The organism is Nitratireductor sp. L15S-10 (assembly GCF_045011005.1).
GTDB lineage: Bacteria > Pseudomonadota > Alphaproteobacteria > Rhizobiales > Rhizobiaceae > Nitratireductor.
Window position 1 is genome coordinate 1,180,268 of record NZ_CP120674.1, and the last position, 15,932, is coordinate 1,196,199.

The window sequence follows — 15,932 nt, forward strand, 5'->3', positions numbered from 1 at the left end:
CCTTAATCCTTTTCGTCAATATCGCTGCTTGAACGGCAACCTGCAAAAGCGCCGCTTTCAATGGTCAAGGCAATTGCAGCCTGAAGGTCGAATTCCGGCACCGCCGCAAGCGAGAGGCCCGCGGCCTGCTGCAGTGGGGCTCCGCGGCTGAGTGCCTCAATAAAAAGAAACTGGCCGTGGTCGATTTTGCGCACCTGCACCGTGAGAGCCGGTCGCGTCACAAGGACTGCCTGTGCGACACCGGCATTGATGCGTTCGGGCATCGGCCCTTCCCGATGGGCGGTAAAGATCGTGTGGATCGCGTAGGCGGACGCAATGAACCTTGCAGCAGGATGTGGCGTGAAGACTGCTGTTGCCAGAGCCTCCGGCGGTAGCGCACTCAGATCATCTGCGGCAAGCGGTGCATGGTCGGTCGCATGATAGGCGTCCAGCCAGGCACGTTCGAGCCGGGCGACGTCAGGCAGGTATTTCAGATGGCTGATCGGGGCGCAGCCGGCGAGGAAACGAGCAAAATCTTGACCATACTCAAAGACGAGCCGCGAGCGCGGCGGGTGTGCCCGCACGAAGTCTCGCGCGATCATGCGAAAGTTGTCCTCCCCGAGGATCTGCGCCACCGTGGGGAAGATCTCGGTCAGAGCCGTGACGAGGCTGTGCGTGACATTGTTGCGGTAGACGTTGAAGCGCTTGTTTGCGGACTTGCCGCGCGGGCCGGTCAAACCCTCGGGCGTGGCGCGTTCGGGGTCGAGCAGCACGGAACCAAACGCGCCGTCATATCCTGCAGGATTGCCTTCGGCGGGCATGTCAGGAGTGTAGCGCATGGCGTTTCACGCTCTGCTGGCGTCCGCGATGGCGGTCGAGAATGCGCTCGGCAGCAATGGCTTCCGAGCGCAGGATCGGCCAGTCGGGCACATCAGAATCCCACTCGACAAGTGTATCGACCGGTCCACATTGTTCGATCACCATCTCGTAAAGGCTCCAAACGGGATCGGCGACCGGTCGGTCATGGCTGTCGATCAGGAGCGGCGCGCCCTCGTCATCTTCCTGCTCGTCATGGCCGGCGAGATGAATTTCGCCGACATGTGCGAGTGGAAAGTCGGCCAGATATTCGGTGGCGCTGAAACCGTGATTGGTTGCGGAAACGAAGACGTTGTTGATGTCGAGCAACAGACCGCAGCCCGTACGTTTGACGATTTCACGCAGGAAATCGGTCTCGTTCCAGCTGGATTCGGAGAAGAGGACATAGGTGGACGGGTTTTCAAGCAGCAACGGTCTGCCGATGGCTTCCTGTACCTGGTTGATATGCTCGCACACACGCGCCAGCGTCTCGTCAGTATAGGGAAGGGGCAGGAGGTCGTTGAAAAATACATCGTCATGGGTCGACCATGCGAGATGTTCGGACACCTTGAAGGGCTCATAGCGTTCGACGAGCCTGGCGAAGCGGGACAGATGATCAGGATCGAGCGGGTCCAGACCGCCGATGGACATGCAGACACCGTGCAGGGAGACGGGCAGCACGTTGCGGATTTCAGTCAGTGCGGCGTGAGGCGGTCCGCCCGCGCCCATATAGTTTTCTGCATGGACTTCGACAAAGCCCACGGAAGTGGGCTCTGCGGAGATTTCCTCAAAATGCTGTGGTTTGAAGCTGGCTCCGGCTCTGCCGGCGGGGTCGAGTGCCGGGAAGCGACTGTCGTTTGCGGATGGAAGTTTGACTTCGCGTAGCATCGGGCGCCTCCCGGCATTTCTGGTTCAGGATGCTGTCAGGCCGATCAGGACGGCAGATCGCGATCGAGCGGCTCAAGCGAACCCATGCGGTCGCCGGGAAGCTCCATCGTGGTGCAGGTTCCGGAATCTACATAAGTCCAGGCGTTGCCCTGATAGTCGACCTTCGATGTGCCGGCGCAGGTGGTGCCGGGGCCGGCTGCGCAGTCATTCTTGCCTGCCATGGAAACGCCGTAGCATTTCTCTTTTTCCTGAGCCTGTGCAGCCGTGGTCGTGGCAAGGGTGCCTGCAGACAGGGCAGCTGCGACTGTTCCGGCGATATAGGCAGCGGTGAGTGCGGTTTTCGTGGACATGAAACGTTCTCCTCTCGAGGTCGTGGCGAAGCCGGAATTCGGCTCCGGCAGGACCCGTTCTTCCAGAGGGAACGTTCACTTGGAAATCAAGCGCGCGCGATCCACCATCACATGGGCGTGAAAGAGTGTTTATCGGCGGGGACGCGCGCGTGACGCTCAGCCTTGAAGAAGCTCTGCAAACTGCCTGATTTCAGAGGGCTCGGTCGCGAAGCTGGTCACGAAGCGATGGAGTATTTCCCCCTCTCTGATCTCGGCGGCGAAGGACAATGGCGGTTTCCAGGGATAGAATCGTGCGCCGGCAGCCTGAAGGGTCTTCGCCTTTTCGGCGGACATGAGTGCAAACACCTCGTTCGCCTGAGGTTGCCAGGCAAGGCGCGTACCTTTCGCAGTTGATAATGCGGAGGCCAGTTCCCCGGCCATGGCGTTGGCGTGGCGCGCCGTTTTGAGCCACAGCCCGTCTCTGAAGTAGGCATCGAACTGCGCGGCGATGAATCTCGACTTGGAGAATAGCTGCGCGGCCCGCTTGCGCAGAAAATGCATCTGCCCCACCTTCGAAGGGTCGAGCACCACAATGGCCTCGGCGCACCAGCAGCCATTCTTGGTGCCGCCAAAGGAAACAATGTCGACGCCGCGTTTCCACGTCATTTCGGCCGGGGTGGTTTCGAGCGCCACCAATGCGTTGGCAAAGCGCGCTCCATCCAGATGCAGCGGAATACCGGCCTCGCGGCAGATGCCGGCGATCTTCTCGATGTCATCGAGAGAGTAGAGCGTGCCTATTTCGGTGGCCTGGGTAATAGAGGTGGCCATGGGTTGACCCGCATGCACGAATTCAGCCGGGTGTTCGCGGATTGCCGCATCGAGCGCGTTCGGATCCATGCGCCCCAACTGCCCGGCAACCCCCTTCAGTCGGGCGCCGCCGGTCAGGTATTCCGGCGCCCCTCCCTCATCTTCGATGGCGTGGGCTTCCGTATGACAAAAGGCAACCCCGCCCGGCCTGGCAGCCCAGGCGAGCGACAGGCTGTTGGCAGCCGTGCCGGTACCGACGAAGAAGACCGCCACGTCACGTTCGAAGACGTCGCAGAAGGCTCGCTCCACCTGTCTGTCCAGATCGCCTGTCCCGTAGGCCGATGTGTAGCCGCCTGCATTGTTTGTGAGCGCTTCGGCGATTTGCGGATGGGCGCCGGCCCAGTTGTCGGAGGCGAAATTCATGCAGTCGATCTCTCTTTTGACCTTAAAATAAGCAGTGGCGGCGCGACATTGCGCGCTTCGTACCCTTCTATCAAGTCCCGAAGATTAGATGTTGCGGTCATTCGGTTGCTTTGCAGGATGATCTGCGGCGATGATGGATAATTTCGATAATACTTGCAGCTTGGGAATTTTCTTTCGCTTTTTGCGCAAAAAATTTGCATTTCCGTCTTGTCTGGTGTTGGTATTTCTGGCATTTCAGCGATTAGGACAGCAATCCTGTCTTATTACGTGCGGGTCATGTTGCGGTGCATTGCAAACGCCTCCCCGGGTCGTGGTAATGTAGCGGTGATCGGCGCGACGAAGGCGGTCCGGCAACGACCGGAGCAAAATCCATAGGCAGGAATGCCCCGCCCAAGAACAAGAAAATGCGCCGGAGCGAACCGGTAGCGTTCCTCCGGCTTCTAAATGGAAATGCCGTGCATACACCCCGGATGGCCGCAAGGGCAGCCCGGCGACTGAACGACCGCTCAGGGAGGCGAGGCTCTGGGCAACAATAGTGAGGAATTGCGATGACGGAAATGACGCCATCTGTTTCGACCAAGTTCGAACCCGCCGCCGAGGCTGGAGCGGCCACCGTCAAACGCACAGGAAAGCCGACTGTGCCCGGTCTGCCCGTGGCACAGGGGCTTTATGATCCGCGCAACGAGCACGATGCCTGCGGCGTCGGCTTTGTCGCGCACATGAAGGGCAAACGTTCGCACAGCATCGTCCAGGACGGACTTGCCATGCTCGAAAACCTCACCCATCGCGGTGCCGTTGGCGCGGATCCGCTTGTGGGTGATGGTGCGGGCATGCTCATGCAGATCCCTGACCGCTTCTATCGTGAGGAATGGGCCGGGCGCGGTGTCGAGCTTCCCCAGCCCGGCCATTATGGCGTCGGTCATTTCTTCATGCCGCGCGACGGCGCACTTCGCGAGAAGATCGACACGATCATCGCAGATGTGGTGCGCTCGGAAGGGCAGGAGCTGATCGGTTTCCGTGATGTGCCGGTCGACAACTCCTGCCTGTCCAAGGCACCCGAAATCGTGGCGTCAGAGCCGGTTCATAGGCAGATTTTCATCGCGCGCGGCGCCGGCATCGAAAATGAAGAGGATTTCGAGCGCAGGCTCTACATCCTGCGCAAAGTGATTTCGGGCCGTGTGCGCGAGGAGCTGGAGGGCGGCACACACGGTTTCTACACCGTTTCGCTGTCGGCGCGCACCATCGTCTACAAGGGCATGTTCCTCGCCTACCAGCTTGGCGCCTATTACAAAGACCTCAAGGATCCGCGTTTCGAGACTGCGCTGGCTCTCGTGCACCAGCGCTTCTCCACCAACACCTTCCCCTCCTGGGAGCTGGCGCATCCCTACCGCATGGTCGCCCACAATGGCGAGATCAACACCGTGCGCGGCAACGTCAACTGGATGGCGGCGCGCCAGGCCTCGGTGGATTCGGAGCTTTTCGGCAACGACATTTCCAAGCTTTGGCCGATTTCCTATGAGGGCCAGTCCGACACGGCCTGTTTCGACAACGCGCTCGAATTCCTGTTCCAGGGCGGATATTCGCTCGTCCATTCCATGATGATGCTGATCCCGGAAGCCTGGGCCGGCAATCGCCTGATGAGCGACGAGCGCAAGGCGTTCTACGAATATCACGCCGCATTAATGGAGCCGTGGGATGGCCCCGCCGCCGTGGCGTTCACCGACGGTGTCCAGATTGGCGCGACGCTCGACCGCAACGGCCTGCGTCCGGCGCGCTACATCGTCACCGACGACGATCGCGTCATCATGGCGTCTGAAGCCGGTGCGCTGGTGGTGCCGGAGGAGAAGATCGTCAGCAAATGGCGTCTCCAGCCCGGCCGCATGCTCCTGATCGACATGGAAGAAGGCCGCATCATCTCCGACGAAGAGGTGAAGGCGAAGATTGCCACGAAGCACCCCTTCCAGAAGTGGCTCGACAACACCCAGCTCATTCTTGAGGATCTGAAGCCGGTGGAGCCCCGCGCCCTGCGCAAGGATGTCTCCCCGCTCGATCTGCGGCAGGCTTTCGGCTACACGCAGGAAGACACGAAGATGCTGATGGCGCCCATGGCCACGACCGGCCAGGAGGGCATCGGCTCCATGGGCACCGACACGCCGATCTCGGCCATGTCCGACAAGCCCAAGCTGCTTTACACCTATTTCAAGCAGAACTTTGCGCAGGTCACCAACCCGCCGATCGATCCGATCCGCGAAGAACTGGTGATGAGCCTGGTCTCCTTCATCGGCCCGCGGCCCAATATTTTCGATCTGGTCGGCTCCTCGCGCCGCAAGCGGCTTGAGGTGCGCCAGCCCATCCTCACCAATGGCGATCTGGAAAAAATCCGCTCCATCGGCCACACCGAGGACCGGTTCGACACCAAGACCATCGACGTCACCTATGCGGCGGGCGAGGGGGCTGCCGGCATGCGCGGCGCGCTGGAGCGCGTGTGCGACCGTGCCGAGGCAGCCGTTGCCGGCGGTTACAACATCATCATCCTGTCGGATCGTCAGATCGGCCCGGACCGCATCGCCATCCCGATGCTGCTTGCCACCGCCGCCGTCCACCATCACCTGATCCGCAAGGGCCTGCGCACCGCGGTCGGCCTCGTGGTCGAATCCGGCGAGCCGCGCGAAGTGCACCACTTCTGCTGTCTGGCCGGCTATGGCGCAGAGGCGATCAATCCCTATCTCGCCTTCGATACACTGCTTGCCATGCACAAGGCAGGCGAGTTCCCGCCGGAGGTGGACCCGCAGGAGGTCGTCCAGCGCTACATCAAGGCCATCGGCAAGGGCATTTTGAAGGTCATGTCCAAGATGGGCATCTCCACCTACCAGTCCTATTGCGGCGCGCAGATTTTCGATGCCGTGGGCCTCGAAAGCGATTTCATCGAGCAGTATTTCACCAACACCGCCACCACGATCGAAGGTGTCGGGCTGGAAGAGATTGCAGCCGAGACGGTGGGTCGTCACACATCCGCGTTCGGCCCCGACCCTGTGTTGAAGAACGCGCTCGAAGTGGGCGGCGAATACAATTACCGCATGCGCGGCGAATCCCACATCTGGTCGCCCGATGCCGTCGCTTCTCTCCAGCATGCCGTGCGTGGCAAATCGTGGGAGACCTATCGCGATTTCGCAAAGATGGTCGATGGCGAGGCGGCTGACGCCAAGTCCATTCGCGGCCTCTTCGCGATCAAGATGGCGAAGGTCACGGGACGCAAGCCGGTCTCGCTCAATGAAGTCGAGCCGGCGTCCGAGATCGTCAAGCGGTTCTCCACCGGCGCCATGTCCTTTGGCTCCATCAGCCGCGAGGCGCACACCACGCTGGCACGCGCCATGAATGCGCTCGGCGGCAAGTCGAACACGGGCGAGGGCGGCGAGGAGCCGGACCGCTACATGCCCATGCCCGATGGTTCGATGAACCCCGAGCGTTCGGCTATCAAGCAGATCGCCAGCGGCCGTTTCGGCGTCACCACCGAATATCTCGTCAATTCCGACATGATGCAGATCAAGGTGGCACAGGGCGCAAAGCCCGGCGAGGGCGGTCAGCTTCCCGGCCACAAGGTCGACGCGACCATTGCCAAGGTGCGCCACTCCACGCCGGGTGTCGGCCTCATTTCGCCGCCGCCGCACCACGACATCTATTCCATCGAGGATCTGGCGCAGCTCATCTACGATCTGAAAAACGTCAATCCTGATGCAGACGTTTCCGTCAAGCTCGTCTCCGAGGTTGGTGTGGGCACGGTCGCGGCTGGTGTCGCCAAGGCACGCGCCGATCACATCACCATTTCCGGTTATGATGGCGGCACGGGCGCTTCGCCGCTCACCTCCATCAAGCATGCGGGCAGCCCGTGGGAGATGGGTCTTGCCGAAACGCATCAGACCCTGGTGCTGAACGGTCTGCGCTCGCGCGTTGCGCTTCAGGTCGACGGCGGGCTGAAGACCGGCCGCGATGTCATCATCGGGGCGCTGCTCGGTGCCGACGAATATGGTTTCTCCACCGCACCGCTCATTGCCGCCGGCTGCATCATGATGCGCAAGTGTCACCTCAACACCTGCCCCGTCGGCGTGGCCACGCAGGATCCGGTGCTGCGCAAGCGCTTCAAGGGCACGCCCGAGCACGTCATCAACTATTTCTTCTATGTCGCGGAAGAGGTGCGTCAGTATCTGGCCGAGATGGGCTACACCAGGCTCGATGAAATCATCGGCCAGTCGGATCTTCTCGAGAAAAACGCGATGATTGAGCACTGGAAGGCGCGTGGTCTCGATTTCACGAAAATCTTCTACAAGCCCGACGCCCCGCGCGAAGCCTTGCGCTGGACGGAACGGCAGGTGCATCCGATTGACGACATTCTCGACCGCAAGCTGATCGAGGCGGCAAAGCCCGCGCTTGAAAGCCGCGATAAGGTGTCGCTCGATTTCCCGATCTGCAACACCGACCGCTCCGCTGGCGCGATGCTGTCGGGCGCGGTGGCAAAGCGTTACGGCCACAAGGGCCTGAAGGACAACACGATCGATGTGCGCCTCACGGGCACGGCCGGTCAGTCCTTTGGTGCCTTCCTGGCGCGCGGCGTGACCTTCACGCTTCATGGTGATGCAAACGACTATGTCGGCAAGGGGCTTTCTGGCGGGCGCATCATCATTCGTCCGACGGACGATTCGAAGATCGTTGCTGAAGACTCCATCATCGTCGGCAACACAGTGCTTTACGGTGCCACCGAGGGCGAGTGTTATTTCCGCGGCGTTGCCGGAGAACGTTTTGCCGTACGCAACTCGGGTGCCATCGCTGTTGTCGAAGGCGTTGGCGATCATGGCTGTGAATACATGACCGGCGGTGTAGTCGTCGTGCTTGGTCAGACGGGCCGCAATTTCGCTGCCGGCATGTCGGGCGGCGTGGCCTATGTGCTGGACGAGGCCGGCGATTTTGCCGAGCGCTGCAACATGGCCATGGTCGAGCTCGAGCCGGTGCCGGAGGAAGACGATATCCTCGAAAAGCTGCACCACCATGGCGGCGACCTCATGCACAAGGGACGTGTCGACGTGTCCGGCGACATGACCCGACACGATGAGGAGCGTCTGGCGCAGCTCATCTCCAGCCATCTTCACTACACGGGCTCTGAGCGGGCGCGCACCATTCTGGACAATTGGGCCGATTATCGCCCCAAATTCCGCAAGGTAATGCCGGTTGAATACCGGCGCGCGCTGGAGGAGATGGAGCGCATGAAACTGGGGCTGGCGGCTGAATAACCACCGCTTTTTGGGATCTGTTGTCAATGGACATCTTCGGCGACCAGAATTCGGGAAATTGCCTGAAGGTCAGATATACGGCCGATCATCTCGGCCTCGTCTATCGCTGGCACGAGCTCGACATCATGGCGGGTGAGAGCCGCACGGATGCGTTTCTCGCCATGTCGCCCTTCGGCCAGGTGCCGGTGGTGCGGTTTGATGACGGGCGTGTCCTTGGGCAGTCGGGCGCGATCATCCGGTATCTGGCGCGTGGCTCTGCGCTGCTGCCCGATGATCCGTTCGCGCAGGCTGAAATCGACCAGTGGATGTTCTGGGAACAGAATTTCCACGAGCCCAATGTGGCAGGTGCGCGCTTTCACGTGGTCTATCGCAAGGAACCGGTGGCGACACGGGATCCGGTCAAGGTCGAGCGCGGAGATGCCGCGCTCGATTTCATGGACGAGGCGTTGAAGACGCGTGATTTCTTTGTCGGCAGTGCGTTGACCATCGCCGACATCGCCCTGCTTGGTTACACACGGCTCGCTCCACAGGGCGGTTTTGAATTCGACGGGCGCAGGGCGCTCACCCGCTGGATTGCACGGTGCGAGGATGTCCTCGGACTTCCGGCACTTCAATAAAATTACGGGGTTTACTCGATGGGTAAGGTTACAGGTTTTCTCGAAATCGACCGGCAGGTCCACAAGTACCAGCCGGCATCCGACCGCATTCGCCATTTCCGCGAATTCACGCTTCCCATGTCGGACAAGGAAGTCGAGAAACAGGCCGCGCGCTGCATGGATTGCGGCATCCCTTATTGCCATGGGCCAACGGGCTGTCCGGTTCACAACCAGATCCCGGACTGGAACGATCTGGTCTATAATGGCGACTGGGACGAGGCGATCCGCAACCTGCACTCCACCAACAATTTCCCCGAATGGACGGGCCGCATTTGCCCGGCTCCCTGCGAGGAAGCCTGCACGCTCAATCTCGAAGACATTCCCGTCGCCATCAAGACGGTGGAACAGGCAATCGCCGACAAGGCCTATGAGTCCGGCTTCGTGCGGCCCTATCCGCCCGAGCACAAGACGGGCAAGTCAGTGGCTGTTATCGGGTCCGGGCCGGCTGGCATGGCGGCTGCCCAGCAGCTTGGCCGCGCCGGTCATCAGGTCCATGTCTATGAGCGCGAGAGCAGGCCAGGCGGCCTGATGCGCTACGGAATTCCTGATTTCAAGATCGAGAAGCATTATATCGACCGCCGCGTCGAGCAGATGCAGGGCGAGGGCGTCACTTTCCATTGCGGTGTGAATGTCGGTGTCGACAAGCCGGTCGAAGAACTCCTTTCCGAATATGATGCCGTTCTTTACTGCGGCGGTTCGGAGCGTCCGCGCCCGGCCGGTATTCCCGGTGCCGATCTTGAAGGCGTTCACGACGCCATGCCCTATCTCGTTCAGCAAAACCGGCGCGTCGGCGGTGAGGATATCCAGTCCGTTGCCTGGGCTTCCGATCCCATTCTGGCCGGTGGCAAGCATGTGGTGGTCGTTGGTGGCGGTGACACCGCGTCCGATTGCGTGGGCACGGCGTTCCGTCAGGGAGCGGTCCGTGTTACCCAGCTCGACATTCGTCCGCGCCCGCCGGAAAAGGAAGACAAGCTTGCCGTCTGGCCCTACTGGGCGACCAAGATGCGCACCTCGTCCTCTCAGGCCGAGGGTGCGGAGCGCGAATTCCAGGTCGCAACGCTCGAATTCATCGGCGAGGATGGTGTTCTGACCGGCGTGAAATGCTGCCAGGTGGATGAGAAGCGTAAGCCCATCGCCGGTACGGAATTCGTTATCCGCGCCGATCTCGCCTTCATCGCCATCGGCTTTTCCGGCCCGGCCGAGACGGGCGTTCTGTCGGAGTTCGGGGATCGTCTGAAGACAGATGTCGATCGCCGCAACTCGGTCAACGTCAACGCGAATGACCGCGATTACAAGACGACCGTCGACCGGTTGTTCGCCGCAGGCGATGTCCGCCGTGGCCAGTCGCTCGTGGTCTGGGCCATCCGTGAAGGGCGTCAAGCGGCACATGCAATCGACGAATTCCTCATGGGAAGCTCCGTCCTGCCGCGCTGAGTGCTTTAAGCGGAGTTTGAAAGTTCAGGGCGCCGCCTGGGCCGATGGGCCGGGCGGCGTCTTGCTTTTCGGTGATGTGCTCGTCTGCAGGGAAAAGTTGTCTGCACGGCCAGGCTGACTTGCCGCTTCCCGGGGATCTCCGCCGCTTTCGGTACGCTCTTGGCGTTCGATCGGCTTGACCACCGCGCCCATCAGTTCCACTCCGCCGTCGAGAGCGGGATCGGACAGCGAGATTGGCATTGTCCGGTTCACCGGCGCAGGGTTTTCCGGATGAAGCACAAGGGCTGGGAGGCTTTCCATGCCAAGCTCGCCGATATCCGGAGACACAGCCTCGCCCAGCAGCTTGTTGAGTGGTTTCTCCACATAGAAGGCGACCTTGCGTTTTCCCGCGCGGGTAAGATTGATGCCGTCACTGCCACGCAGCCGTACTGGCTGACCGTTCATGTCGGGGCCGGTGAAGACGAAGCCGCCATTCTCGTCCACGAAGCCGTCCCAGATATCCACAAAGGAGCCGTCGATGGCTTCAACCGCTGTTTTGTAGATGTCGTTGAATGCAAGCATGTCCGAGGACATGGTTGAAGACTTGAATGATGGCAGTCCGCTCCAGACAAGGGGGATCTGCCTGTCTTCGATTGCTGCAGCAAAGGTCTCCACGCGCTGCGTGTATTCTGCGACCCATGCTTCTGAGCGCGGGGCTTCACGCTTGCCGTCAACGATGAGCTGCTGGCGATCGTTGGAACCGATCATCATCACCACAACAGCGGGCGATACATCGTCCAGAATGCCCGCTATTTCGCCGTTCCAGTCGTAGTAGTCGTCACGCACGAAGCCCGACGACCCATTGCTGCGATTGACCACACGCACGCCCGGCGAATCCGCGTAGGCTGCGCTCAGCCCTTCGGCAAGACCGCCTGCAAGGAAGTCGCCGACGACGAGGACGATGCGTGCATTTTCCAGCTTCTCGACTTCGGGGGTGGGCGGCGGTTGACGGGAAGCTGCGGGGGCAGCCGAACGACGCCTTTGTGTCCCCTGCTGCTTCCTGGGAGCGGAACGCTGACGGGTTGCTGGTTTTTGCGGCTCGCGTTGACGTAGAGCCCCGCCAAAAAGAAGATCGAACAGACCGCGCCGCTGTTCACGCTGATACTCCTGTGCCTCGGCAAAGGAGGGGAAGGCGGTGGAGGCGGGCACGGCAAGAACCAGGGCAACAGCGATGGCGAAAATGCGCCTGCCGTTGCCGCCATCGATCCTGCTTCGTCCTCCTTCCATGCCGCTCCCCTTGATCCGGTTCAGTTTCCGCGCAGGCGGCGCAGGACTTCCTTGCCGGGATGACCGTCCTGCTGCATGCCGTTGCGTGCCTGGAAGGCGCGAATGGCGGCACGCGAGCCTGAACCGATCTTGCCATCGATCGGGCCATCATAATAGCCGAGTGCGCCGAGGCGCTTTTGCAGTTCTTCCGTTTCATTGTAACTCAGACGCTCGAACGGACGGTTCCAGTCCCGCACCAAACCGCCGTAGCCGGCGATTTCGTCGGCGAGCAGCCCGACTGCGAGGGCGTACTTGTCGGAATTGTTGTAGCGCTTGATGACCTGGAAGTTCTTGGTCACGAGAAAGACCGGTCCGTCGCGCCCGTCCGGTACTTTCAACTCTGCGGTGTCGCTCGGGCGCGGGAAGGGCTTGCCATTGGCGCGGACCACGCCGATCGATTGCCAGCGGCTCAATGCCATGTTGCCACCGGGGAATTTGCGACCGCCGGGGAGGGCCGCGGTTTCGTAGCCCCAGGTCTCCCCGGTTCGCCATCCGTTGCGACGCAGGAGATTGGCAGCAGTCGCCAGCGCGTCGGGAATCGAGGTCCAGATGTCGCGTCTGCCATTGCCGTCCATATCGACCGCGTAGGCCTGATAGCTGGTGGGAATGAACTGGGTGTGTCCCATTGCGCCAGCCCAGGAACCGGTGAGATGGCCGACATCGATGTCGCCCGTCTGGAGGATTTTCAGCGCGGCGATGAGCTGCTGGCGCGCGAATTTTGCGCGGCGCTTGTCGGCATAGGCGAGCGTCGCCAGAGAACGTGGCACGCTACGCATGATGCGGTCGTTCTTGAGCACTTCGCCGTAGTTCGATTCAATCGACCAGATGGCGAGCAGAATGTAGCGGCTGACACCGAACTGGCTTTCAATGCGGTCGAGCCATGGCTTCCACTGGCGGGCAAGCTGGCGGCCGCGCTGAATTGCGTCTTCCTGCACACGGTTGTCGAAGTATTCCCATGGCTCGGCGCGGAATTCGGGTTGGTAACGCGCTTTTTCCAGCACTTCCGGATCGGGTTCCGTAATGCCGCGGAAAGCGCGATCATAGGTGGCGCCGGAAACGCCGTTCTGAATCGCCACGTTGCGGAACTGCTGAATCCATCTCTGGAAGCCGGCATCCGCGCTGGCCGGTTGAAGGGTTACGGTTAGGGCAACCACGAAAGAAGCGATCAATGTCGCGACGAGGTTTCGTGGGGGCAAGCGGAACAACATCACGATCTCCGTTACAGGTACTGCAGCCTATCCATGGCATGCCCCGGTTAGAAAAACGTTTACCATGCTGTTATCCTTCGTGAACGATCTTCACGCATTTCCGTCACGAAATACGCGAATTCATTATGGAAACATCAATTCGGCGTTGCTAAGGCAGCGCTAAGCTCATTTTCATAAACCTTCGGGGGTCGATTTCTGATGACGAAACTTCGCAAAGCGGTTTTTCCTGTTGCCGGTCTTGGAACGCGGTTCTTGCCTGCTACCAAAGCGGTGCCGAAGGAAATGCTGACCGTTGTCGATAAACCCGTCATTCAATATGTCGTGGATGAAGCGCGCGAAGCCGGAATAGAGCACTTCATCTTCGTGACCGGTCGCAACAAGGCGGTCATCGAGGATCACTTCGACATTCAGGTGGAATTGTATGACACGCTGGAGCGTCGCGGCAAGACCGAGGTGCTGGATCGCCTGCGCAGTCTGCAACCGCAGCCGGGTCAGACGAGCTACACGCGCCAGCAGGAACCGCTCGGGCTGGGCCATGCGGTGTGGTGCGCCCGGGAACTTGTTGGGAACGAGCCATTTGCACTTCTCCTGCCGGACATGATCATGCAGGCGCCGAAGGGCTGTCTTTCAGAGATGGTGGAGGTGTTCGAAAAGACCGGGGGCAATGTGATCTCTGTGGAGGAGTGCGACCCTTCGCAAACGCATAAATATGGCATTGTCGGGCGTGGCGCCGATGTCGCCGGAGGGTTCGAGATCAACGGCATGGTAGAGAAGCCGAAGCCGGAAGATGCGCCGTCGAACTTCTATATCAATGGACGTTATATCCTTCAGCCGGCAATCTTCGATCTCCTCGCCAAGCAGGAGCGTGGGGCCGGCGGCGAGATTCAGCTTACCGATTCCATGCTCACGCTGATGAAAGAGCAGCCGTTCCACGGGTATCATTTCACCGGTCGCACATTCGACTGCGGATCGCCTGAGGGCTTTGTTGAAGCCAATCTCGCCTTTGCGCTGGAGCGACCGGATTTGCGCAAACATGTGCTGAAGGCTGTCGCTGCTTCTGACCGCAGCTAAAATTCCTGGAAAAGGCCGCGTTTTGCCGAAAATGGCGGCCTTTTTTCCACTTTTCCGGAATTCTGAGCGGTATTCCCGAAAATGGATTTTACCGCTGCATCCGGATGCCCATGAAGACGCTTGTGGCATTGTAATCGCGGTCAGGCAGGCTGCTTGTGCGCTTCTCGTAACGGGCGCGACCTGTCAGGCCCAGCGTGCGGTTCAGCCACCATGTCATCCCCGCTTCGCCGTTCATCGTGAGATCATGTCCGCCGCTCATATAGTCTCGCCATGAAAGGCCGGCGGCTGCTTCGGCGATGAGGTTGGCGCGGATCTGCCTTTCGACGCGCAGGGTTCCGGCATAAAGGATCGATCCACTGTCGCCGGCGTCCGTCGTGCCTTCGATCGTGGTCGAACCGTCAAACCTTACATTCGTGCCGCGCTGCGGCGACCAGTTGAGCGCTGCGGCGAGCGCAAGGCCCGAAACCGTATCGAGCCGTTCGTCATCGAGGTCTTCGGCGATCCAGCCGATGGAGGTTTCACCGGACAGTTTCTCCTCAATGTCGACCATGACACCTGCGCGGGCGGCAAGACGCGTTGCTGAACGCTCATAACCGGCGCTGTCCTGCTTCTCATCGTAGAACCGGCGACCGAATTCACCTTCGATGAAGGGGGTGAGAGCCGGAGAAACGGCATAGCCCGTGCGCAGCCGCAGTGTCGCCAGGGTCGAGTTTCGCTCTTCCTGAGAGAGGGTGCTGCCATCGATCAGCGTGGCGTCGCCATATTGCTGGCGCGATACCGAGCCGGTGGCGCTGAGGCGCAATTTTCCGAGATCCTTCGACAGTCCAAGACTGCCATCGATTGCGTGACGCAGCGGACGGTCGTCCACGCCTGTGATGATCACGGGGGATGACGCCGATTCGGGACTGATCGAATAACCAAGACTGGCAAGCGCGGTGTAATCGCGGGCGAGATCGAAGCGAAGGCTGCCATCGATGCCGCCTTCAAGGTCGGAAACCTCTTCGCCGGAAACGGATTTCCGGTAAATGCCGTAGGCACCCAACGTTGCGGCGTGCCGCGACCAGTCCGAAGCCGCATTCAGGCGAAGCGTTGTCTGCGAAATCACCGCTTCGGCGCCATTGGTGCTGGAATCAGCGTTTGAGGTCCATGTCAGTCCCTGCTCGAGCGTGGGGGTGACGATGAAGGTGCCAACCCGCAATCCCAGCGGCGCATAGGGGTTTTCATCGGCGGTCTGATAGTCGCTTTCGATCGCGCCGGTCCGTTGATTGAGTGCTTCCGCGCGTTCGATGCGTTCGGCAGCCGATGCCTCTTCCTCGCTTTCGGGGATGGCTTCGGTGACGAGGGGGTCAAGAGAGGCTGATCCTGAAACAGTCAGGGCAGGGTTGTTCCGCGCAGCACGGGCGCGCTCTCGCTCGACTGCTGTGGAGGGTGCTCGGTTTGCGCGGTCATTCTCCGAACCTGCTTGCTGTGCCGGGCTCGGCGTCGCCGGCGTATAGGCCGGAGCGGAAATTCCCGTTTCTGAGCTGTCCTGGATGGATGAAGTGATGTCCGTTTCGGAGACGAGCCCGCGCAGTCCGTCAACCTGCTGCGCTCCCGCGATGCAGGGTGTCAGCGCGATCACCGACAGGCCGATCGCGGTCGACCCGTACAATCCGCGTATGCGGGAACCCACTCTGACACCGGGACGAACCATAC

At 60.7% G+C, this 15,932-nt stretch carries 11 protein-coding genes; 4 read left to right on the plus strand and 7 right to left on the minus strand.

Annotated features, from left to right (window positions below; translation table 11 throughout):
* Positions 1 to 2: 2 nt before the first annotated feature.
* The 4 genes from P2W41_RS05675 to P2W41_RS05690 all read right to left on the minus strand — a co-directional run bounded on the left by P2W41_RS05675 (position 3) and on the right by P2W41_RS05690 (position 3,281).
* On the minus strand, positions 3 to 818 hold the full coding sequence (locus tag P2W41_RS05675) for a DUF2063 domain-containing protein (RefSeq protein WP_404934536.1): 816 nt from the start codon (positions 816 to 818) through the stop codon (positions 3 to 5).
* Positions 802 to 1,722, minus strand: a complete 921-nt coding sequence (locus tag P2W41_RS05680; RefSeq protein ID WP_292897103.1) for a DUF692 domain-containing protein — start codon at positions 1,720 to 1,722, stop codon at positions 802 to 804. Before P2W41_RS05680 ends, P2W41_RS05675 begins: the two co-directional genes overlap by 17 nt.
* Before the next feature lie 44 nt (positions 1,723 to 1,766).
* Positions 1,767 to 2,072, minus strand: coding sequence for a DUF2282 domain-containing protein (locus P2W41_RS05685; protein WP_229448410.1), 306 nt, complete (start codon positions 2,070 to 2,072; stop codon positions 1,767 to 1,769).
* 156 nt (positions 2,073 to 2,228) lie between these two features.
* On the minus strand, positions 2,229 to 3,281 hold the full coding sequence (locus P2W41_RS05690; RefSeq protein ID WP_292897100.1) for a low specificity L-threonine aldolase: 1,053 nt from the start codon (positions 3,279 to 3,281) through the stop codon (positions 2,229 to 2,231).
* 548 nt (positions 3,282 to 3,829) lie between these two features.
* Between P2W41_RS05690 and gltB the strand changes: the two genes are divergently transcribed.
* From gltB to P2W41_RS05705, 3 genes are read left to right on the plus strand one after another with little or no spacing between them, the layout of a single operon-like run.
* Complete coding sequence (gene gltB / locus P2W41_RS05695; RefSeq protein WP_404934537.1) at positions 3,830 to 8,563, plus strand: glutamate synthase large subunit; 4,734 nt, start codon at positions 3,830 to 3,832, stop codon at positions 8,561 to 8,563.
* A gap of 26 nt (positions 8,564 to 8,589) precedes the next feature.
* The gene (locus P2W41_RS05700) at positions 8,590 to 9,180 is read left to right on the plus strand and encodes a glutathione S-transferase family protein (RefSeq protein ID WP_404934538.1); all 591 of its coding nucleotides are present in this window, start codon (positions 8,590 to 8,592) and stop codon (positions 9,178 to 9,180) included.
* 18 nt (positions 9,181 to 9,198) lie between these two features.
* Positions 9,199 to 10,653 (plus strand): glutamate synthase subunit beta, encoded by a 1,455-nt coding sequence (locus tag P2W41_RS05705; protein WP_292897094.1) that lies wholly within the window; start codon positions 9,199 to 9,201, stop codon positions 10,651 to 10,653.
* 24 nt (positions 10,654 to 10,677) lie between these two features.
* On the opposite strand, the gene P2W41_RS05710 is transcribed toward P2W41_RS05705, so the two are convergent.
* Both P2W41_RS05710 and P2W41_RS05715 read right to left on the minus strand, forming a co-directional pair.
* On the minus strand, positions 10,678 to 11,919 hold the full coding sequence (locus P2W41_RS05710) for a DUF459 domain-containing protein (protein ID WP_404934539.1): 1,242 nt from the start codon (positions 11,917 to 11,919) through the stop codon (positions 10,678 to 10,680).
* Positions 11,920 to 11,939: 20 nt separating this feature from the next.
* Positions 11,940 to 13,166 (minus strand): lytic murein transglycosylase, encoded by a 1,227-nt coding sequence (locus P2W41_RS05715; protein ID WP_404934540.1) that lies wholly within the window; start codon positions 13,164 to 13,166, stop codon positions 11,940 to 11,942.
* Positions 13,167 to 13,364: 198 nt separating this feature from the next.
* On the opposite strand from P2W41_RS05715, the gene galU reads away from it, so the two are divergent.
* Positions 13,365 to 14,237: a UTP--glucose-1-phosphate uridylyltransferase GalU gene (galU, locus tag P2W41_RS05720; protein WP_404934541.1), complete on the plus strand. Its 873-nt coding sequence runs from the start codon at positions 13,365 to 13,367 to the stop codon at positions 14,235 to 14,237.
* A gap of 88 nt (positions 14,238 to 14,325) precedes the next feature.
* On the opposite strand, the gene P2W41_RS05725 is transcribed toward galU, so the two are convergent.
* On the minus strand, positions 14,326 to 15,888 hold the full coding sequence (locus tag P2W41_RS05725) for an outer membrane beta-barrel protein (RefSeq protein ID WP_404934542.1): 1,563 nt from the start codon (positions 15,886 to 15,888) through the stop codon (positions 14,326 to 14,328).
* Positions 15,889 to 15,932: the final 44 nt, after the last annotated feature.

Excerpts from the sequence above, each read along its gene's own strand:
- P2W41_RS05715 (WP_404934540.1), bottom strand. The coding sequence starts at position 13,166 with ATGTTGTTCCGCTTGCCCCCACGAAACCTCGTCGCGACATTGATCGCT.
- P2W41_RS05690 (WP_292897100.1), bottom strand. The coding sequence starts at position 3,281 with ATGAATTTCGCCTCCGACAACTGGGCCGGCGCCCATCCGCAAATCGCC.
- gltB (WP_404934537.1), top strand. The coding sequence starts at position 3,830 with ATGACGGAAATGACGCCATCTGTTTCGACCAAGTTCGAACCCGCCGCC.
- galU (WP_404934541.1), top strand. The coding sequence starts at position 13,365 with ATGACGAAACTTCGCAAAGCGGTTTTTCCTGTTGCCGGTCTTGGAACG.
- P2W41_RS05710 (WP_404934539.1), bottom strand. The coding sequence starts at position 11,919 with ATGGAAGGAGGACGAAGCAGGATCGATGGCGGCAACGGCAGGCGCATT.
- P2W41_RS05675 (WP_404934536.1), bottom strand. The coding sequence starts at position 818 with ATGCGCTACACTCCTGACATGCCCGCCGAAGGCAATCCTGCAGGATAT.
- P2W41_RS05685 (WP_229448410.1), bottom strand. The coding sequence starts at position 2,072 with ATGTCCACGAAAACCGCACTCACCGCTGCCTATATCGCCGGAACAGTC.
- P2W41_RS05700 (WP_404934538.1), top strand. The coding sequence starts at position 8,590 with ATGGACATCTTCGGCGACCAGAATTCGGGAAATTGCCTGAAGGTCAGA.
- P2W41_RS05705 (WP_292897094.1), top strand. The coding sequence starts at position 9,199 with ATGGGTAAGGTTACAGGTTTTCTCGAAATCGACCGGCAGGTCCACAAG.
- P2W41_RS05680 (WP_292897103.1), bottom strand. The coding sequence starts at position 1,722 with ATGCTACGCGAAGTCAAACTTCCATCCGCAAACGACAGTCGCTTCCCG.